General features: G+C 30.5%; 20 protein-coding genes. 18 read left to right on the forward strand and 2 right to left on the reverse strand.

Translation table 11 applies throughout. The features are described 5' to 3' along the window. Positions 1-16: 16 nt before the first annotated feature. The 5 genes from CSPA_RS11000 to CSPA_RS11020 are packed head-to-tail and all read left to right on the forward strand — an operon-like array spanning position 17 to position 3,567. A complete protein-coding gene (locus CSPA_RS11000) occupies positions 17-562 on the forward strand; it encodes a DUF5317 family protein (protein ID WP_015392340.1) in 546 nt (181 codons plus the stop codon). After that, complete coding sequence (locus CSPA_RS11005; RefSeq protein ID WP_015392341.1) at positions 563-1,015, forward strand: hypothetical protein; 453 nt, start codon at positions 563-565, stop codon at positions 1,013-1,015. 2 nt (positions 1,016-1,017) lie between these two features. Beyond that, on the forward strand, positions 1,018-1,638 hold the full coding sequence (locus CSPA_RS11010) for an accessory gene regulator ArgB-like protein (protein ID WP_015392342.1): 621 nt from the start codon (positions 1,018-1,020) through the stop codon (positions 1,636-1,638). A gap of 31 nt (positions 1,639-1,669) precedes the next feature. Continuing rightward, entirely contained in the window at positions 1,670-1,795 is a 126-nt protein-coding gene (locus CSPA_RS11015) for a cyclic lactone autoinducer peptide (RefSeq protein ID WP_015392343.1), read from the forward strand. A gap of 56 nt (positions 1,796-1,851) precedes the next feature. Beyond that, a complete protein-coding gene (locus tag CSPA_RS11020) occupies positions 1,852-3,567 on the forward strand; it encodes a bifunctional diguanylate cyclase/phosphohydrolase (RefSeq protein ID WP_015392344.1) in 1,716 nt (571 codons plus the stop codon). Between the two features lie 106 nt (positions 3,568-3,673). On the opposite strand, the gene CSPA_RS11025 is transcribed toward CSPA_RS11020, so the two are convergent. Further along, positions 3,674-5,062 carry a DUF4317 family protein gene (locus CSPA_RS11025; RefSeq protein WP_015392345.1) on the reverse strand — a complete coding sequence of 463 codons (1,389 nt, stop codon included), beginning with the start codon at positions 5,060-5,062 and terminating at the stop codon, positions 3,674-3,676. A 380-nt stretch (positions 5,063-5,442) separates the two neighbouring features. Here CSPA_RS11025 and CSPA_RS11030 point away from each other — a divergent pair, with 380 nt between their 5' ends. From CSPA_RS11030 to CSPA_RS11090, 13 genes are all read left to right on the forward strand, one after another. Continuing rightward, on the forward strand, positions 5,443-7,506 hold the full coding sequence (locus CSPA_RS11030; RefSeq protein ID WP_015392346.1) for a methyl-accepting chemotaxis protein: 2,064 nt from the start codon (positions 5,443-5,445) through the stop codon (positions 7,504-7,506). Between the two features lie 264 nt (positions 7,507-7,770). Next, positions 7,771-7,956: a hypothetical protein gene (locus CSPA_RS29540; protein ID WP_144053530.1), complete on the forward strand. Its 186-nt coding sequence runs from the start codon at positions 7,771-7,773 to the stop codon at positions 7,954-7,956. After that, on the forward strand, positions 7,926-8,579 hold the full coding sequence (atoD, locus tag CSPA_RS11035; protein WP_015392347.1) for an acetate CoA-transferase subunit alpha: 654 nt from the start codon (positions 7,926-7,928) through the stop codon (positions 8,577-8,579). The genes CSPA_RS29540 and atoD overlap by 31 nt, the downstream gene beginning before the upstream one ends. Next, positions 8,579-9,238 carry a 3-oxoacid CoA-transferase subunit B gene (locus tag CSPA_RS11040; RefSeq protein ID WP_015392348.1) on the forward strand — a complete coding sequence of 220 codons (660 nt, stop codon included), beginning with the start codon at positions 8,579-8,581 and terminating at the stop codon, positions 9,236-9,238. The genes atoD and CSPA_RS11040 overlap by 1 nt, the downstream gene beginning before the upstream one ends. Before the next feature lie 164 nt (positions 9,239-9,402). Continuing rightward, positions 9,403-9,744: a cupin domain-containing protein gene (locus CSPA_RS11045; protein WP_015392349.1), complete on the forward strand. Its 342-nt coding sequence runs from the start codon at positions 9,403-9,405 to the stop codon at positions 9,742-9,744. A gap of 41 nt (positions 9,745-9,785) precedes the next feature. Continuing rightward, complete coding sequence (locus tag CSPA_RS11050; protein WP_015392350.1) at positions 9,786-10,571, forward strand: SDR family NAD(P)-dependent oxidoreductase; 786 nt, start codon at positions 9,786-9,788, stop codon at positions 10,569-10,571. A gap of 176 nt (positions 10,572-10,747) precedes the next feature. Further along, complete coding sequence (locus CSPA_RS11055; protein ID WP_015392351.1) at positions 10,748-11,683, forward strand: cyclase family protein; 936 nt, start codon at positions 10,748-10,750, stop codon at positions 11,681-11,683. A 167-nt stretch (positions 11,684-11,850) separates the two neighbouring features. Further along, positions 11,851-12,687: a beta-keto acid cleavage family enzyme gene (locus CSPA_RS11060; RefSeq protein ID WP_015392352.1), complete on the forward strand. Its 837-nt coding sequence runs from the start codon at positions 11,851-11,853 to the stop codon at positions 12,685-12,687. 157 nt (positions 12,688-12,844) lie between these two features. After that, positions 12,845-13,783, forward strand: coding sequence for a 3-hydroxyacyl-CoA dehydrogenase family protein (locus CSPA_RS11065; RefSeq protein ID WP_015392353.1), 939 nt, complete (start codon positions 12,845-12,847; stop codon positions 13,781-13,783). A 590-nt stretch (positions 13,784-14,373) separates the two neighbouring features. Continuing rightward, on the forward strand, positions 14,374-15,918 hold the full coding sequence (locus tag CSPA_RS11075) for a sigma-54 interaction domain-containing protein (RefSeq protein ID WP_015392354.1): 1,545 nt from the start codon (positions 14,374-14,376) through the stop codon (positions 15,916-15,918). Positions 15,919-15,985: 67 nt separating this feature from the next. Continuing rightward, positions 15,986-16,807, forward strand: a complete 822-nt coding sequence (locus CSPA_RS11080) for a DAPG hydrolase family protein (RefSeq protein WP_015392355.1) — start codon at positions 15,986-15,988, stop codon at positions 16,805-16,807. A gap of 313 nt (positions 16,808-17,120) precedes the next feature. Next, positions 17,121-17,792 (forward strand): Mpv17/PMP22 family protein, encoded by a 672-nt coding sequence (locus CSPA_RS11085; protein ID WP_015392356.1) that lies wholly within the window; start codon positions 17,121-17,123, stop codon positions 17,790-17,792. Between the two features lie 62 nt (positions 17,793-17,854). After that, positions 17,855-18,613 carry a sulfite exporter TauE/SafE family protein gene (locus CSPA_RS11090; RefSeq protein WP_015392357.1) on the forward strand — a complete coding sequence of 253 codons (759 nt, stop codon included), beginning with the start codon at positions 17,855-17,857 and terminating at the stop codon, positions 18,611-18,613. A gap of 553 nt (positions 18,614-19,166) precedes the next feature. Here CSPA_RS11090 and CSPA_RS11095 read toward each other — a convergent pair. Further along, positions 19,167-19,502, reverse strand: coding sequence for a winged helix-turn-helix transcriptional regulator (locus tag CSPA_RS11095; protein WP_015392358.1), 336 nt, complete (start codon positions 19,500-19,502; stop codon positions 19,167-19,169). Positions 19,503-19,564 lie beyond the last annotated feature (62 nt).

Consider the following 19,564-nt stretch of genomic DNA (forward strand, 5'->3'; position numbering starts at 1 on the left):
AATTTTAGGGGGAGACATGGCAGAAACAATATTACTAGCATTACTATTTGCAAAAATAAGGAGATATGAAATAAAACCCCTTTTTAAAACATGGACGTTTTATCCTATAATCATATTTGAAATAATTTTTTTGTTTGGACAGCTTAGTATTTTCTTAGGGCATTATGAATTTATTAGTTTTCTGAAAAGTTTGAATACATTTTATTTCTGCACATACTTATTATTAGTTTTTAAATATAGAATATACCTTCAATCAATAATAGGTTCTATTTTTATGCTTATAGGTGGAGGTTTAAATGATATTGTAATAAAAGCTAATGATGGCTTTATGCCAGTTTTTCCGACTTTATCCTATTTAACAGGATATGCTAAAACTGAAGCATTTGTTATAGTAAAAGACATTCATATGTTAGGAAATTCACAAACTAAACTAAAGATACTAACAGATTTTATTGATTTAGGTTATAGCATTCTTAGTATAGGAGACGTATTTATAAGAGCATTTGTATTTATAATAATCTACAATTCAATAAAGAAAATTAATAATCAAAGGAGAAAATAAATGTTAAGGTTAACAGTGTTTGAATTTATATTTAGGGGGATGCCAGAAGCATTTGTAGTAATGTTTGCAATGCTTATGTTATCAAATGCACGTATAGATCGTAATAGATACATAATTTCGAGTTTGTTACTGGGATTTGGTGAATATGGAATACGATTTCTACCTATAAGTTTTGGAGTACATACTATATTAGGCATATTTATAATGATTATAATTATGTGGAGTATAGATAATGTAGATGTTATTTTTGCAATAAGATCTTCATTAATATTAACTATAACTATGTTCATAATAGAAGGGTTAAATATAATTGCACTAAAGCTTATTTTTAAGGATGTATTTGATACAATAATGCTAGATACCAAGTTAAGGACATTAACTGGAATTCCATCATTAATAATTTTAGTAATAATAAGTTATATTATTTATTATTTAAAAAAAAGGAAGAATTAGATATGTTTAAAATTGAAAGAATATGTGAAAAAATTTCAGGATACATTTCTCAAGAATTGAATTTTGATGATGATAAAAGGGCTGTAATCAATTATGGAATATTTGGTTTATTTCAAACAGGAATGTGTATTATCTTAGTTATTTTATTTGGGATATTTTTTAATGTGACAATAGAAGCGCTTATAGTATCTTTTACTATAAGTATCTTAAGGAAAAGTTCAGGAGGGGTTCATGCAAAATCTCCAATGAGATGTGCAGTTATTGGTACAGCTTCAAGTATTGGTATGGCCCTATTAAGTAAAAATATTAATATGAGTTTGGTTATGGTTATATTAGTTGGAAGTGTAATTTTCATATGGTCATACTATATTATAAATAAAATTGCACCAGTAGATAGTATAGCAAAACCTATTAAAAATATTGAAAAGAGGAAAAGATTAAAAGGAACTTCAATTAAAACCTTGAGCTTTTATTTAATTACTATAATAACTATTATTTTAAGTTATCTATATTTAGAAAATCGAAATTTATTAGGTTACATATTATGTGTTTATATGGGTTTGTTATGGCAGGTATTTTCTTTAACTAAATGTGGACATATTGTATTAGGCAAGTTGGGATAATTAAAATTAATCACTGAGGGGAGGTGAAAAAATGAAGAGTAAAATTTTAATGGGTATAGCTACAATAGCAACTGTTTTTGCTTCAATTGTAGCTACTTCAGCATGTTGGTATGTTCATTATCAACCTGAAGAGCCAAAATGCTTGAGAGATGAATAAATTGAAAAATGAGACCAAATTATTGGTCTCATTATAGTAAGTATAAGGGGCAGTGTATGAAAAAAATAATAAATAATAAACAAAAACAAATTAATGATATAGTTTCAGTAGTTAAATTGTCTACACTTTTGCTTATTGGTATAATTTTATCTAAAACATTTGTTAAAAATAACTCGGCAATATGGGAATCTAGTACTTTTTATATTCTCATAATTTTATTTATACCATTAATGCTCTTCGTTTTAGTATACTTAGCATGGTCTTTTTCAGTTGAAAATAAAATTAAGAATAAATATAGAAATATTTTTAATATAATTGAAATAAATTTCTTTTTAATTGTATTTTCCGCAATTATATGGGTATGTGGAGTAAATGGAAGTCAATATAAAATTTTGTACTTATTTATAATTATAACGACAACAATTCAATACGGAATGAAGCGTGGATTAATAGTTTCAATCATATCGTCATTAATTATTTTAGGGATGGATATTATGGTTGTCCCAAATGCTTACTTAAATGATTTTTTTCAAGATGATTTAATTTTGGTAGGAATTTTTATTTTAACAGCATGGCCTTTGGGGTTTTATGTAAAAATAGAAGGTGAACATATTAAAAGGTTAGAAGAACAAATAAATATTGATGGGCTCACTGAATTATATAATCACAGATATTTTTGTGATACCTTAATTGAGAAAGTTAAAGCTGGAGAAAGGAATAATAAACCTGTATCCATGATTTTTATAGATATAGATTATTTTAAACAATACAATGATACATATGGGCATCAAAAAGGAGACTATGTACTTAGAAAAGTTGCAGAAATTATTAAAGGAAATATAAGAGAAGGAGATCTTTCAGCTAGGTATGGAGGAGAAGAATTTGCAGTGATTCTACCTGATACTAATGAGAAAGAAGCCTTGAATCTTGCTGAGCATCTAAGAGAACGAATAGAAAATACATATTTTGAAGGAGAAGATAGTCAGCCGAATGGTAAGATTACTGCTTCTATGGGAGTATCTGTTTATCCTGATAAAGCAAAAGATGATATAGAATTAATAAAAAGTGCTGATGATGCTTTATACAGGGCAAAATTTATAAATAAGAATAAGGTTGAATCATATACTTCTATTTTAGATGAGATTAAAAGCAACATTGATGAAAAAGATGTTGAACTTGTTACATCTATAAAAACTTTAATTAGCGTTATTAATGCTAAAGATAAATATACATATGGACACGTAGAACGTGTGGTAATTTATAGTAGGCTTATTGCAGAAAAGCTTCAGCTAAGCAAAAGAAATAAAGAAATTTTGATTTATGGTGCATATATGCACGATATTGGAAAGATAAATACTAGGAAAGAAGTTCTAGTGAAAAAGATGAAGCTTACAGATGAGGAATGGGAGGAACTTAAGCAGCATCCTGCCAATGGGGCAGAGATAATCAAGTCTGTTGAATCTCTTAAAGAAATTACTCCATTAATAATAAGTCACCATGAAAGATATGATGGAAAAGGATATCCGAATAGGTTAAAAGGGGATGAAATACCTTTCCTTGCAAGAATTCTTACAGTAGTAGATAGCTTTGACGCCATGACTTCAAATAGACCATATAATACAAGAAAGTCTTACGAAGATGGAATACAGGAACTTGAAAGATGCAGTGGAACACAATTTGATCCTGAGATTGTAAAAGCTTTTGTTGAAGTAGTTAGAAATGACATAGAAGTGTCAGATTTAAATGGTATGAACAGAAAGTATGCCAATTAAATAGTTGTTTTTAAAATGATGATTGGAAATTAAACATTTAATTGGCATATTATTAAAACCACCAGAAATAGCTTGGTTGCTATTTTGGCGGTTTTTAATATATAAACTAAAGTAAAGTATCAACACCATTTACATTAGCTTGTTCATTTTCATCAATTGGAATAACAATACATTTCTTTCCATCAATTATTTGTGATTTTATTTGAGCTACTTTTTGAGGTTTTACTTGAAGAATAATGTCATAATCAGAATTTGATTCTTCTTCAACAGCTAATTCATGATTAGAATTTTGTTCAAAAGTTCTATCTGAATCGTCATCTAATTTAATATCAGTCTTTGCTTCTAAAATTGTATCTGCTGCTGATTCTAAAGAACTCTCTTTTTCTATGCTTTCTTCTTTTTCTGAAACTAATTGAGAGCTTTGTTTTGTTTCTTCAAGTCTTTCTTCAAGAAATTTGACTTTCTTCTCAAGTCTTTCTTCTTTTTTTCTTTGCTCATTTGCTGTAAGTGCTTTTTTATCAATTAAATGATCAACTATAGGAGGGGTATCCCCAAATACGTCTATATAGGATTTTTCAATCTTAGCAGTGATTTCTTCTGAAATTCCACTTTCCATTAAAAGATCTTGAATATTATCATTTGATAGAAGTATAGGTTCAGCATTTTTGCCATTAACAGCAATGTGTTCTTCTGCCATGCTACTAAGAGTTTCTTGAATTTCCATAAATAAATGTTCTGATTTTTCCTCGTCACAGCCAACAGCTTTACTAATGATAGTTTGGAATTTTTCCTTCTGTTCAGTTGCAGTTTCTTTTGAACTGCAGCCTAAAACTTCTTCCATTACTTCCGGATGTGAGTCTTTTGCGTTTTTTGCATAGTATATAATAGAATGAATATCAGTGCTTCGATCTATAAAAGCTGGAAATACAAATCCAAGGTCAGGAACTCCAACTATCCAGTCTCTAATACGTGCTCCAATTTTATGTTCATCTTCAAGATATCCAAGAGCAGGTTTTGCAAGTTCTACTGGACAAATTGCACATAAAATATATTCGTAAACTTCTTCAGATTCATCTAACTTAGAATTATCTGTAGTCCTTGTCATAACATCATAAGCATCGTGAAAAAGAAGTATTAGAAAATTACCAGTATAGTCATAGCTATCTATAATTTTATTGTAGAAGTCATCAAGCTTCGCATCATCTTTTAATCTGCTCTTTTTAAGCTCCATTAGAGAAAGTTGGTGGCTTCCCATACCTTCTTCCTCTAAAGGGAAGTTAAGCTCTAAAAGATTATTGCCAATTGTTCCAGATAGGGTCTTTTTAGCAATTTCTAGATATTTATAAAATTCTTCATCTCTTAAATTTAAAAAAGTTTCCTTAAGTTTTAATACAATATTCTTTTGGCCATCTACATAGCAGCCACACATTCTGGTAAATGTACAATCATCCTTTTTTAAACGTCTTTTCAATTCTAATATGTCTTTTTTTCTCATATAGCGCCCTTCCATTTCGTGAATATTAATTTAGTACATAATAAGAATATGTTACCTAATATAGTATAGTTCGCAATTAAATAGCATGCAAGTATATAAATTAATTTCTAATATTAATGCCTCATATTGAATGTAAATGAACATTTATATTTTAAAACTTTGAATAGTGATTTTGTCCCAAACAATGTTTATTTTAAACTAAATTGTTATGTAAAAAGTTTTTTGCATAACAAAATTAGACATGCAATTATATTACAAAAAATAAATATATAATTATGTTTAAAAGTTGTAAAAAACAAGTAAATATTAAAAGGAAAAATGTTGAAAGTGTCGAATTTTATTTATAGGAATATATATGGTAAAAGAGGAGAGGGCAATATATGAAGAAGAGTATTGGTGGGATAAAGGGTAGAATTTTAATAGCTACAGTTTTAGTTGTTTTAATAACTGTAGTAAGTATTAGTGGTATTTCAATTTATCAAGTTAATAAAAAGAATTACAGTGATTATTTAACTAATTCTAAGGGACAAATGAACACAGTTTCCCAGGCAATTAAAATTTTCTATGACCAAATAGATAAAAACCTCGATATGCTTGCAACAAATCCTTTAGTAATGTCGGCAGATAATACTATAACAAGTTATAAAGGTACAACAGAAGAAACTCAAATGAAACCTTCTGCTAATGGAGAACTTGAAAAAGCAATTTACAAAGTATTTGAACAATATGGAAATAGCCATGAAGGAACAAACTATGTATATTTAGGCACTAAAGATGGAAGATATATACAATGGCCTGAAACTACAACCTTTGCAGGCTATGATCCAGTAATAAGACCTTGGTATGTTCAGGCTAAAGATAAAAATGGAAAAATTATTAGAACAGAGCCATATACTTTTAAGTCTGAAATGCTTACAAGTAATGCACGTTCATTTACAGATAAAGATGGAAACTTTATTGGAGCTATAGGTCTTGATGTGAAGCAATCTAAAATCAGTGAAATGTTAAATCAAATGAAGATTGGTGAAACTGGATTTTCAATGATAATACATACTACAGGTGCTATAATGGCAGACGGGAAAAATCCTGATAATAATTTTAAGAAAGTACAAGAAATTGGAATTGCTGGCTTGGATAGACTTTTAACTGATCAAACAAATGCATTTGAGGTTGTAATCAATGGTGAAAAATATCTTGTAAATCCTTATAAAGTAGAAGGTACCGATTGGATTTTAGCATCGCTCATAACTCAAAAAGAGTTAACAGGTAATGCAAGAGAAATAATGAAGGTGGTAATTATCTCAGCATTGATAATACTAGTATTAGTAAGTATTTTAATTAATTTTATTTCTAGCAGTATAACAAAACCTATAGTAGCCGTTACAGGAAGAGTAAAAGAATTTGCTAATTTAGATTTTTCATCAACTAATCAGTTAAGTTCTGCTTACATAAATAGAAAGGATGAAACTGGTGAGATGATAAGGGCTCTTAAAATTATGAGAGAAAATGTAGCAGACTTTATTCGAAAAGCAGCGGATACAACGGAACACATTGCTGCATCATCAGAAGAACTAACTGCTACTTCAGAGCAAGCAGCTACTGCATCAGAAGAAGTTGCAAAAACTATTGAAGAAATTGCAAAAGGAGCTTCGGATCAAGCTAAGGATACAGAAATAACAGCTAATAACATAGGGGAACTAGGAACTTTGTTAGAGAAGGAATTAAATTATACAAAAGAACTTAACGTGGCAGCAGTTCGAATTGAAAAGCAAAAAGAAGATGGTTTCTTGATTTTAAAAGAACTTATCAATAAGACACAGAAAAATAGTGATGCATCTAGTAATGTTTATAATATTATAATGAGCAATAATGATAGTGCAGAAAAAATTAATAGTGCCAGCACTATGATTCAAAGCATTGCAGAACAAACTAATCTTTTAGCTTTAAATGCTGCAATAGAAGCAGCAAGAGCAGGTGAAGCAGGGAAAGGCTTTGCAGTTGTTGCAGATGAAATAAGAAAACTTGCAGAGCAATCAAATAATTTTACAAATGATATTAAAACTATAATAAATGAGTTAAAAACTAAATCTCAAAATGCAGTTGATTTAATGCAGGAAACAAAATATGTTGTTGAGGAACAAGCTACTAGCGTTAAAGAAACTGAAGGAAAATTTAAAGGAATAGCCGAAGCAATAGATATAATAAAAAATATAATTGAAAAACTCAATCAGTCTACAAGTTTGATGGTTGAAAATAAAGATAAAATTATTGATTTAACACAAAATCTATCAGCAATTTCTGAAGAAAATGCTGCAGCAACGGAAGAAACAGCAGCATCTATGGAGGAACAATCAGCAACAATCCAAGAAATAGCTAGTGCAGGTGAAAGGTTAGCTACAATTGCAGAAGAGTTAAAGGTATCAATAGATAAATTTAAATTTTAGTTTCAAAGATAAATTATAAAATTAGTGAAAAAGCAAACTACTTAATCAACTAGTAGTTTGCTTTTTTAGTTCTAATAATTTAAGAAATGAATTATGGTTAATAAGATGTAATACAATATTGTATTAATCAATGCGATATTGTATTGATTAAGAAAACGTTTAAACAAGTTGATTAATAAGTTTTTTTATTAATTTTAATACATTTTTGTATTAAAAAATGTACTATTTCTAATAACGTTTTCAAAAAAGTAATGTTAATTAAAGTTGAAATTTAAATTTATTAGCAGCAAGAAAACAAGTGAAATAGGGGGACTTAGAGATAAAACAAAGAATAAAAAAGCTTCAATAATAAAAGTTGGCATGCTAATTGCTTTAAATATTAGTGTTGAAAGATACAGAGTAAGAAGAAGGTGTATTAAGTGGACAAGGTTAAAAGTATCGATGAAGTAATGGAATATATCAAAGATGGTATGACTATTATGGTAGGTGGTTTTATGGGAGTAGGTACTCCTGAAATGCTTATTGATGCAATTGTTAAGAAAAATGTTAAAGATTTAACTATAATTGCCAATGATACTGGACTTCCGGATAAGGGAGTTGGAAAGTTAGTTGTAAATAAGCAGGTTAAAAAAGTAGTAGCATCCCATATTGGATTAAATCCAGAAACAGGGAAGCAAATGAATACTGGAGAAATGGAAGTAGATTTAGTACCACAAGGTACTTTAGCTGAAAGAATTAGATGTGGTGGAGCTGGAATTGGAGGTTTTTTAACTGAAACAGGCATAGGAACAGCTGTTGAAGAAGGAAAACAAAAACTGAAATTAAATCACAAAGAATACATTTTAGAATTGCCTTTAAGAGCAGATATGGCACTAGTTGGAGGTTCAGTAGTAGATAAGAAGGGGAATATTTTCTATAATGCTTCAACAAGAAATTTCAACCCATTAATAGCAACTGCAGCAGATTTAGTTATTGTTGGAGCTGAAAAAATAGTTGAGGTTGGGGACTTAGATCCAAATCATGTTATGACACCAGGTATTTTTGTTGATTATATTGTTGGAGGTGACAATTAATGGATAGTAAAAATGCAAAGGAGTTTATTGCTAGGAGAATAGCAAAAGAACTTAAAGATGGGGATGTTGTAAATTTAGGAATTGGATTGCCGACCATGGTAGCAAATTATTTACCACATGGAATTGATGTGACATTTCAATCGGAAAATGGTTTTGTAGGATTAGGCAATGCGCCTGAAGAGGGAAAAGAAGACAAAGATATAGTTAATGCCGGAGCACAGTATGTGACTATTAACAATGGGGCAGCTTTTTTTGACAGTGCAACCTCTTTTGGAATAATTCGTGGTGGACATGTTGACGTTACTGTTCTTGGAGCCTTGGAGGTTGATGAAAAAGGTAATCTTGCAAATTATATGATACCAGGAAAGATGGTTCCAGGTATGGGTGGGGCTATGGATTTAGTAAGCGGTGCAAAGAAGGTAATAATTGCAATGCTTCACACTGCAAAAGGTGAATCAAAAATACTTAAAGAATGTAGACTTCCTCTTACAGCTGTAGGCAAGGTTAGTTTAATTGTTACAGATATGGCTGTTATGGAAGTCACGAAAGAAGGTCTTTTATTAAAGGAAATAGCAGAAGGTTTGACAGTTGAAGAAGTATTAAATGCAACAGAGGCTGAATTAATTATACCTGACGACTTAAGAGTCATAGCAGTTTAAAGTGAAACTTGATTTAGATGGGGAACCCATCGAAATCTTAGTTGAACTTATACCCTCAAGGGGTACCCAGTCCAGGAGCATGCAGTCGTTAACTTTCAATTAAATAAGTGGGAGTGTTACGAATGCTAGCTATCGGATAATAATATTTTAGGAGAGTGATTTAAATGAAAAAAGTAGAATTAAAAAATGTAGCTCCATACAATGCTCCAAAGCATTTTGATATGAAGGCAATGAAATTACACGGAGAAGCAGAAACAGGTGCAAAGCAATTTTGGATGGGAATGTCATATTTCTTACCAGGTGGAGGAGCAGAATATGCTTATGAAGATTCTCCAACTGAAAAGATTTATTTCGTATTAGATGGTGAAATAACAGTAAAATCAAAAGATGAAACTTTTGTACTTAAAAAGGATGATTCTATCTTTATTGGACCAAATGAAGGCAGAGAAATGATTAATGAAACAAATAAAGTAGCTACTGTTTTAGTAGTAGTAAGCAATAATTAATATATTTCTAAAGACCCAATTAGCAGGAAGGTGGAGAAAAAATGGATTCTAAATTTATTAATAATTTATTTGATGTTAAAGGAAAAGTAGCAGTAATAACTGGTGCAACAGGTGCTTTAGGAAAAGCTGTTTCCTTTGGATATGGGTTAGCTGGCATGAAGGTTTTTGTTACAGGAAGAAGTGATAAAAAGTGCCAAGAACTTTGCAGTGAATTAGAAGCTCAAGGAATTGAATGTGGATATTCTACAGGAGATCCAGCAGTTGAAGCTGATGTAAAAAAAGTTGTTAATGATGCAGTAGGTAAATTTGGTGAAATCAATGTGTTAGTAACAGCAGCAGGGTATAATAACCCTCAACCAATCGTTGAACAAGCTTTAGAGGAATGGAAGAAAATCATGGATTCAGATGTTCAAGGTACATGGTTATTCTGTAAATATGTTGGAGAAAAAATGATCGCTCAAGGTAAGGGTGGAAAAGTTATACTAGTATCTTCAGCTCGTTCTAAAATGGGAATGGCAAATTACACAGGTTACTGTACAGCAAAAGGTGGTATTGACCTTATGGCTCAATCTCTTGCTTGTGAATGGACAGCAAAATATAAAATCAATGTTAACACAATTAACCCAACAGTGTTCCGTTCAGATTTAACTGAATGGATGTTTGATCCAGAAAGTGCTGTTTATCAAAACTTCTTAAAACGTCTTCCAGTTGGTCGTCTTGGAGAACCAGAAGATTTTGTTGGACCATGCATCTTCTTAGCATCAAGTGCTAGTGACTTTATGACAGGAGCTAATGTTGCTACTGAGGGTGGATATTGGGCTAACTAATAAACTAATAAGTATTTTATAAAATAATGTTTCCATAAGGCAATTAAACTGACAGTAATGTGATTTTTATAAAAATATTAATTGAAAAATTATTAATACACTCATAATCTTTTAAAAAGGCAGCTATGCTGCATATAGAAATAATTAATAATAAATGATATTTGGAGGAATTTAAAATGGGAAAAAAAATATATGTAGATTTAACTCATCCTTTTAGTGCAGATATACCAAGATGGCCTTATTTCGTTAAGCCAGTAATTGATTCTATGCATACTTTAGCCAAAGGTGGAGTTCTTACACAAAGAATAGATTGTGTTCAACATACAGGAACACACTGTGATGCACCACGTCATGTTATGGAATATGAATTTGATGGTAGACGTGCTCGTTACACTCATGAAATGCCAGTAGATGCATATATGGGAGATGCAGTATGTTTAGAAATCAACATTGAACCTTGGGGATTAATATTGCCAGAACATCTTGAAGATGCTTGTAAGCGTGCAAACATTAAGCCAGAAGAATTAGAAGGAATGGTAATTTGCTTAAATACAGGAATGCATCGTAAATTTGATGATTCAAAAGAATACTATCATTACTCATGTGGTACAGGTGTTGAAGCTGGAAAATGGTTTGTAAAACATAAAGTTAAATGTGTGGCTATGGATATGCAAGCTTTAGATCATCCACTTCATACTGCTATGGGTAATAATGGTGGTACTCGTATGAACTTAATAGGTAATTCAGGAAGATCTATTACAGAAGAATATAAGGAAAAATTCGGCGAAGAAGCATATGCTGAATTTGATAAAGATGAATATATCAGAATTCATGGTAAAGAAGCATATGATGCTAAATTTGGTGATTTAGAAGCAATTGGCTGCTGGGGAACATGGGAACCATGCCATAAGCAAATGTTAGGACATGGTATTGTTGGAGTTGAAAACCTTGGTGGAAATTTAGATAAAGTATCAGGAAAACGCTTCAGATTCTTATGTATGCCAATTAGATGGTACATGGGAGATGGATCAATGGTTCGTTGCGTTGCAGAAATCGATGAAGATGATGTAAATGATGTACCAGATAGAACTTATACTTACGGGGGATTTTAGGCAGTTTACAGTTTACAATTTACAGTTCACAGTTTATGCGCTTGAGGGGATCTTGTGAGTAGTTTACGGTTGGTGAACAATTTAATTATTAATAAAGTAATTTTGAGGATGCTTCTATGGAGTATCCTTGAAATTTAAAAATTCCAATAAAGAAAGAGGATATAGTTATGGAAAATTCAGAAAATAAAGTAATATTAACAGTTGCAACAACAGGAGCTTGGCCTACAAAAAATGAAACTCCTTATGTTCCATTACAACCAGAGGAAATAGCTAATGAAGTTTATGAATGTTGGAAAGCTGGAGCTTCTGTTGCACATATTCATGTTAGAGATAATGAAGATAAAGCTTCAATGAGTTTCGAGAAGTTTGAAAAAACAGTAAAGCTTATTAGAGAAAAATGTGATATTGTAATAAATTTAACTACTTCAGGTGGAATTGGTTTAATGGATGAAGTTAGAATGAAACCATTCCAAGAATTAAAACCTGAAATAGCGTCTTATGACTGTGGAAGTATGAACTGGCAAAATACTACTGTATTTGAAAACAGTCCGAAGTTCTTAGAAAAATTAGGATTATCTATGCAAGAGCATAATGTTAAGCCTGAAATTGAAGTTTTTGATGCAGGTATGGTTTATAACGCATTATATTATTACAAAAAAGGAATTTTAAAAGGACCTCTTCATTTCCAATTTGTATTAGGAGCAGCAGGTGGAATGACTGCAACAGTTGAAAACTTAGTATACTTAAAGAGTTTAATTCCTGCTGATGCAACTTGGGGGGCTATTGGAATAGGTAAAGGGCACCTTCCAATATTATATGCGACTTTAGCTTTAGGTGGAAATGTAAGAGTAGGAATGGAAGATAATATTTTATATGCTAAGGGTCAATTAGCTAAATCTAATGTTGAGTTTGTTGAAAGAACTAAGAGAACTGTTGCTGAAATGGGCAAACAAATAGCAACTCCAGCTGAAGCTAGAGAAATCTTAGGACTTAAAAACTGCTAATTAACTTATTTAGAAGTTAACAGTTAGAAGTATAGTTACAAATAAAAAGCACAATTATGTGTTTTTTATTTGCACTTTAGTAATGCAATATTGTATTGAATAATACAAAAATATAGCAATGCAGAATTTTATGGAATAATTCAAGGAGGCTTAATAAATGGCTAATTCAATTAGAAATATAACAGTATTTGGACCTGGAATGATGGGGAGTGGAATCGCTCAAGTTTTTGCAGGAAATGAAGATTTAAAAGTAACAATTTTTATTAGAGAAAAATTTGAATATGAATGTATGGATAAAATAAAATCTAATCTTCAGGTATTAAAAGAAAATGGAGTGATAACTGAAGAAAAAATCAAAGGGATTTTGGATAGAATTGCTTTAACAGAGGATTTACAAGAAGCAGTTAAGGATGCTGATTTCATAGTAGAATGTATTCCAGAAAATATGGAATTAAAACAAGATTTATTTAAAAGATTAGAACCTATCTGCAAGGATACAACAATATTTGCAACAAATACTTCAGTAATGAGTATAACTGAAATTTCAGAAAAAGTGAAAGATAAATCAAGACTTGTAGGTACTCATTTTTGGAATCCTCCATATTTAATACCACTAGTAGAAGTTATTAAATCAGATTATACTTCAGATGAGATAATGGACAAGACAATGGAACTACTAAAGAAAGTAGAAAAACATCCAATAAGAGTAAATAAGGATGTACCAGGTTTTGTTGCAAATAGATTACAACATGCTCTTTGGAGAGAAGCAATTTCTATAGTTGAACATGATATAGCAGATGCAGCAACTGTTGATGAGGCAATAAAATATAGCTTTGGATTAAGACTTCCAGTACTTGGACCTATGGAGAATTCTGATATGGTTGGAACTGATTTGACTTTATCTATTCACAGTTATATATTGAAGCATTTAGAAAATTCAACAGAACCTTCACCTATATTAAAAGAAAAAGTGGAAGCAGGAGATTTAGGCTTTAAAACAGGAAAGGGCTTTCAAGAGTGGTCTGCCGATCAAGCTAAGAAATCAAATGAAAGACTTAGAGATTATTTAATTAAAGTCCTATATAAAAATAAATAATCATTAAATTATATAGATATCCAAAGCGGGAATTAGACTTATGTGAAACTTACCGAAATCCAATACATTTGTCTTCTGCAGGACTAGTGAAATTTTCGCTGGAAGGTTCTAAATAGGAGCTTATCGCCATTTTAGCGTGTTCCAGATGTAAAATCCCCAAGGAGAAAGTTCATGTTTCCAAATATAAAAGCTCCAGGGAGAAAGTTCGTGTTTCCAAATATAAAATTTGGACACTTACTTTTTGGACATTCACTTTTAGACAAGCTAAAATGGAACAAGCTCCAATTAAGAACCATCGTTAGCTCAATTTCACATGCCTGCTCCAGAAAAATGTATCGGATTTCTAGTGTAGTATTGTAATTTTAATTTCGTAAGAGTGTATACATATTCCATTTATAAGATTGATTATTAAGTTGGATATATATAGACTGATTATTGCAAAGTTGTACATTGTAAATTAACGTGAAACAGTTTGGTTATTTTCAGAATAAAAAATAATTGTCATTGAATCCTTAAAGTTACTTTGATATATTTATTTTATAACGATATTTTATAAAAAACTAAAATATTCTTGAATGGAGTTATTATTGATGAATAAGAATGTTTTTAAAATAGACAATGACATAATAAATGAATTGGATTTATTGATGGATGAGAAATCCATAGAGGTGGATGATGTAACTTTAGCTTTATTAAATTCCTTTAGGAAAACGATTAAAGAGCAAAAGGAAATAATAAGTGAGTTGAATTTTTATAAAGGAATACAATTAAGTCCATTTTCTATAGGAGATGCTATATCTGATGGTATATGTGTAGTTGATAATAAAGGCATTGTAGTCTCTATAAGTAAGGGCTATACAGATATAACGGGAATTACTGAAGAAGAAATACTTGGAAAAAATATAAGTATGTTAATTAAAGAAGAATATTTTAGTGAAGCTGTATCTTTGGAAGTAATAAAGAAAAAAAAGAAGGTTTCGTCTCTATCTGTTATTAGTAAAAACAATAAGAGAGTGTTAATAACAGGGACGCCATTTTTTGATGATGCTGGAAAGGTTTCTCATGTATTAACGGTAATGAGAGATTTAACAGAGCTTATTAAATTAAAGGATGAACTAGAAGAGGCGGAAAATAAAAGTAAAAGATATTTAGATGAATTAAAATCTCTTAAAAATAAATATAGAAAAACTGAAGGGATAATTGGAGAAAATGTAAAAATAAAAGAATTAAAAGAATTAATAAAATACGTCTCAAAAACAGATGCTACAGTGCTAATTACAGGTGAAACGGGAAGTGGTAAAGAAGTATTTGCAAAGCAGATTCACAATGAAAGTACTAGAAAAAATATGCCATACATAAAAGTAAATTGTGCTGCTATTCCTGATAGTCTTTTGGAATCAGAGTTATTTGGATATGAAAGGGGAGCTTTTACAGGTGCTCAAAATAAAGATAAATTAGGAATGTTTGAAATGGCTAATGGTGGAACTATATTACTGGATGAAATAGGAGAAATGCCTATGAATCTACAATCTAAATTATTGAGAGTTATTCAGGAAAAAGAACTAATGAGAGTTGGAGGTACAAAAACAATAAAATTGGATGTTAGAATAATTGCATCTACGAATGTAAATATAGGTGAATTGATTAAATCAGGGAAATTTAGAGAAGATTTATTTTACCGTCTAAATGTAGTACCTATAAAGATTCCGCCACTTAGAGAAAGAAAAGATGATATACCTTTTTTAGCTAGTAATTTTCTTGATAGGCTTAATATTAAGTATAATAAAAACAAGAAGTTTGAAGATATAGCACTTGCAAACTTTCAATATTATGATTGGCCTGGGAATGTAAGAGAACTAGAAAATGCTATTGAGAGATTAGTAGTAATAAATGATAATACTTATATTAATTCAACAGAAATAGCTAATATGGTAGGTATGGATAAAATTACACTTCCAGGTTTAGAAGGTGATATGCCTTTAAAAAAAGCAGTTGATATGTTAGAAAAAGAACTTATAGAAAATGCATTAAGAAAACATGGGAGTACTTATAAAGCAGCTAAAGTACTTGGGGTTACGCAGCCTACAGTATTTAGAAAAGCTAAAGCGTTAGGAATACCATTAAGCAATGCTTAATTTAGCAATTATTAATTAAACTTACGAAAAATTCACAAATTTAGTTATAGAAATCAAGGAGGATATTATGTTAAAAGATTTAAAAAAAGAACTAACTTCAGAGGAAGAAAAAAGACCTTATTCAAAATATTTTAATCAATCAATTGCCAATCCTAATGAAGAATTATTGGAAATATTAAAGAAGGGTCCAATGGATCCAAGTAAAGCTATTATGCCAGAAGATATAAGACATTTGCTTGAAGCAGGATATGATGAAGTTGAAACTGGTTATTGTATTCTTCCAAATGGGACTGGTTATGTAGCAGTTAATAATAAATTTCCAGGTGTAACTTTAGACATGATTAACTGGTGGTTTGCATGGCATGCCCTTGAAGATATGCGTTATATGTTATGGTTTAGAAAAGGCCATTTTGGCATTTCTGTAAGTGACGAAGATAGAGAAATAATACTAAATCCTAATACTCCTATGTTAGAAAAATTTCAAGGTCGTACTCATTATGTAATTGAAGATGCAGGTAATGGACCAGAAGATATTCAAATTTCATTTTTAAAACCAGAACAACTAGGTTTTACTGCTGATGAATTAAAAGAAAAAAAGGCAACTGTTGTTTCAGCAAATGGTTTATCACAAGCACGTGCAGGAGGGCCAAAGGCACCAGCTATAATGATTCATTATTTTAGAGAAACTCCAGATGGAGTTGAATCTCGTTCAAGATTTTGGATGGGCTATAATATGATTGATGGAAAGCCTTGCAAGCTTCTTCCAGATGGAATTCAAATTCCAGTTCAAGCACCAATGGGATTAGCTTTTCATAATGTTGAGGAATATAGCAATTTAGCTGTTATTTTACCTAGCCTTTATAAAGAAATGAACGGAGAAATTTCCTAGGAAATTTAATGCTTAATTTGATGATATAAAACAAAAATGTATTAGATATAATACATTTTTGTTTTGATAAATATTAATTAAATAAAGAGTTTTGGAAAGTTCTAATACATAATTGTATTACTATCAAATTTCACTAAATTTATTTTGAAGCAATTTTATATGGAAATTGTTATTAATATACATAGAAAGGAAGTGTTTAGAGGCTATAAGGAATTTTTAAAGAATAACTGTTTTGAATTAAAATAATGGCATGATAATTGCTATATAATATTTTAAGAAAAGAATTACGTAAACATTTAATGGGGGAATACTAATGAAGAATAAAAAGGGCGACTTTTTGTGGGGAGTTGTGTTGCTAATATGGATATTAATTTTAGCAATACCAGATACACGCACAGTTTTTTTAGAAGTCACAGATGCACATCCGTATATGGGAGGATTTTTTAAGTTTTTTATATTAGCGAGCATGGGAGATTGGCTTGGAATTAGAATTTTAAATGGACAGTGGATTGTACCAAAAGGTTTTATTTATAAAGCTATTGTATGGGGAATAATTGGAATGATGATAACACTTGTATTTACGGTGTTTACAGCAGGAGCTGGGGCAGCACAGGCTGCAGGAAGGCTTCCTTTTGCAGGATCAACATTAGCTCAAGCATTTTTTGGAAGTACTATTATGAATTTAACCTTTGGACCTATGATGTATATTTATCATAAGTTTGGAGATTTATTTGTTGATTTGAGTTATGAGAAAAAAATAAGTCAATTAACAGTAAAAGATTTTGTTGATAGAATTGACTGGTATACAATAGTAAGCTTTTCATGGCTTAAGACATGTACATGTGTTTGGATACCTTGTCATACAATAGTATTTTTATTACCACTAGAGTATAGAGTTCTAGCCTCAGCCTTTCTTTCAATTTTACTTGGCATTATAATTGCAGTTTCTAAAAAAGGCAATAGGCAAATTGAATTTGCCAAATAAAAGCAGCCAATATAAAAATGCATAAGTAGAAGTACAATATTAGTTAAAGAAGGGAAATTATAATGCAGTTAATTCAAGGATTAAATTTATTACAAGACCAATGGCTTTGGCTAATACTAGCGGCATTTTTCATTGGTTTTTCAAAGACAGGAATAAGCTCTTTTACGATGCCAGCTATTCCTATAGTAGCAAGTGTATTTGGAGGAAAGGATTCTACAGGAATTATATTACCTATGCTTATAGTTGGGGATATATTTGCTTTATATTATTATAACAGGCATGCAGAATGGAAAAATATAAGAAAATTACTTCCATGGACACTACTAGGCTTAATACTAGGAGTTATAGTTGGAATATATGTAAATGATAAAACGTTTAAAGCTTGTATAGCTGTTTCAGTTTTAATTTGTTTAGTAATATTAATTTATACTGAGAAAAAAGGTGAAAATTTTAAAGTGCCCCAAAGCACTTTATTGTATGCATTAACAGGCATTTTATGTGGTTTTACATCAATGATAGGGAATGCAGCTGGGCCTATTTTTAGTGTTTATCTGTTAGCTAAAGGTTTTAAGAAAAATGATTTTATGGGGACAACAGCGTGGTTTTTCTTTATTATTAATTTAACGAAGGTACCATTGCAAATATTCTTTTGGAATAACATTCCTATAAAAACAATTTATTTAACAGGATTGATGATACCAGCCATAGCAGTTGGCGCATTTTTAGGAGTTGTTATAATTAAAAAGCTAAATGAAAGATTATTTCATCTAGTGATTTTAGGAGTTACAGCACTAGCAGCAATAAGACTTTTGATTCCTTAAATTAGATTCAAATATAAAAATGTATTGCAGAAGCCTTATAAATTGAAATAGTTCAACTAAAGATATCCAACGCGAGAATTAGACATATGCGGAACTTACCGAAATCAGATACATTTATCTTCCACAGGACTAGTGAAATTTTCGCTGGAAGGTTCTAAATGGCGGCTTATCGTCATTTAAGCGTGTTCCAGATGTAAAATCTGGACAAGCTAAAAATGAAACAAGCCCCCATTAAGAACCATCATCAGCTCAATTTCACATGCCTGCTTCCAGAAAAATGTATCTAATTTCTAGTGTAGTGTTACGATTATAATTTCTCAATGGTGCATGTATATTCCATTTATAAGTTTGATTCTTCATTTGGATATCTATATAAATGATTAAAGTTGAAAAATAAATATAAAAAATTTTGGTTAATCAAGTTATTCAATGATTAAATTTAATTAACAATATTCTATCTCTTAAGTTTTACCGAATCAAAGAATAACTTATTAATATACATAGTATTTTGTAATTCTCATCAAAAATACCTCCAGGTTTTCTGGAGGTATTTTTATTCTATAATTGTAAGTCCCCATTTTTTCAATTCTATAAATGCACCTTCTAAACTTTTACCTTTTTCGGTTAATTCATATTCAACTTTTGGTGGGATTTCTGGATAAACAATTCTTTTGACCAATCCAAATTTCTCTAATTCACGTAGTCTAAGGGATAAAGTTTTTGGACTTATTCCATCTAAAGAACGTAGAAAATCTCCAAATCTTATTGTTCCATCTATCAATAAATCTCTTATTATTAAAAAGGTCCATTTACTACCTATGATGTCTATTGCAGCCTCAATAGGACATTTTTCATTAGGGTTTCCTCGTTCAAGTTTAACTTCTGACATAAATAAAACTCCTTTCAAGCGTTGATTTATCACAATACTTACTTTTTTGAAATTATATGAAA

Source organism: Clostridium saccharoperbutylacetonicum N1-4(HMT), assembly GCF_000340885.1.
In the GTDB taxonomy this organism is placed as follows: Bacteria; Bacillota; Clostridia; order Clostridiales; family Clostridiaceae; genus Clostridium; species Clostridium saccharoperbutylacetonicum.

What these genes read in the sequence shown, in the direction of transcription:
- CSPA_RS11045 (WP_015392349.1), top strand. Translation starts at nt 9,403, where the DNA reads ATGAAAAAAGTAGAATTAAAAAATGTAGCTCCATACAATGCTCCAAAG.
- CSPA_RS11075 (WP_015392354.1), top strand. Translation starts at nt 14,374, where the DNA reads ATGAATAAGAATGTTTTTAAAATAGACAATGACATAATAAATGAATTG.
- CSPA_RS11005 (WP_015392341.1), top strand. Translation starts at nt 563, where the DNA reads ATGTTAAGGTTAACAGTGTTTGAATTTATATTTAGGGGGATGCCAGAA.
- CSPA_RS11060 (WP_015392352.1), top strand. Translation starts at nt 11,851, where the DNA reads ATGGAAAATTCAGAAAATAAAGTAATATTAACAGTTGCAACAACAGGA.
- CSPA_RS11015 (WP_015392343.1), top strand. Translation starts at nt 1,670, where the DNA reads ATGAAGAGTAAAATTTTAATGGGTATAGCTACAATAGCAACTGTTTTT.
- CSPA_RS11020 (WP_015392344.1), top strand. Translation starts at nt 1,852, where the DNA reads ATGAAAAAAATAATAAATAATAAACAAAAACAAATTAATGATATAGTT.
- CSPA_RS11090 (WP_015392357.1), top strand. Translation starts at nt 17,855, where the DNA reads ATGCAGTTAATTCAAGGATTAAATTTATTACAAGACCAATGGCTTTGG.
- CSPA_RS11050 (WP_015392350.1), top strand. Translation starts at nt 9,786, where the DNA reads ATGGATTCTAAATTTATTAATAATTTATTTGATGTTAAAGGAAAAGTA.
- CSPA_RS11025 (WP_015392345.1), bottom strand. Translation starts at nt 5,062, where the DNA reads ATGAGAAAAAAAGACATATTAGAATTGAAAAGACGTTTAAAAAAGGAT.
- CSPA_RS11040 (WP_015392348.1), top strand. Translation starts at nt 8,579, where the DNA reads ATGGATAGTAAAAATGCAAAGGAGTTTATTGCTAGGAGAATAGCAAAA.
- CSPA_RS11095 (WP_015392358.1), bottom strand. Translation starts at nt 19,502, where the DNA reads ATGTCAGAAGTTAAACTTGAACGAGGAAACCCTAATGAAAAATGTCCT.
- CSPA_RS11065 (WP_015392353.1), top strand. Translation starts at nt 12,845, where the DNA reads ATGGCTAATTCAATTAGAAATATAACAGTATTTGGACCTGGAATGATG.
- CSPA_RS11010 (WP_015392342.1), top strand. Translation starts at nt 1,018, where the DNA reads ATGTTTAAAATTGAAAGAATATGTGAAAAAATTTCAGGATACATTTCT.
- CSPA_RS11080 (WP_015392355.1), top strand. Translation starts at nt 15,986, where the DNA reads ATGTTAAAAGATTTAAAAAAAGAACTAACTTCAGAGGAAGAAAAAAGA.
- CSPA_RS11055 (WP_015392351.1), top strand. Translation starts at nt 10,748, where the DNA reads ATGGGAAAAAAAATATATGTAGATTTAACTCATCCTTTTAGTGCAGAT.
- CSPA_RS11030 (WP_015392346.1), top strand. Translation starts at nt 5,443, where the DNA reads ATGAAGAAGAGTATTGGTGGGATAAAGGGTAGAATTTTAATAGCTACA.
- CSPA_RS11085 (WP_015392356.1), top strand. Translation starts at nt 17,121, where the DNA reads ATGAAGAATAAAAAGGGCGACTTTTTGTGGGGAGTTGTGTTGCTAATA.
- CSPA_RS11000 (WP_015392340.1), top strand. Translation starts at nt 17, where the DNA reads ATGGCAGAAACAATATTACTAGCATTACTATTTGCAAAAATAAGGAGA.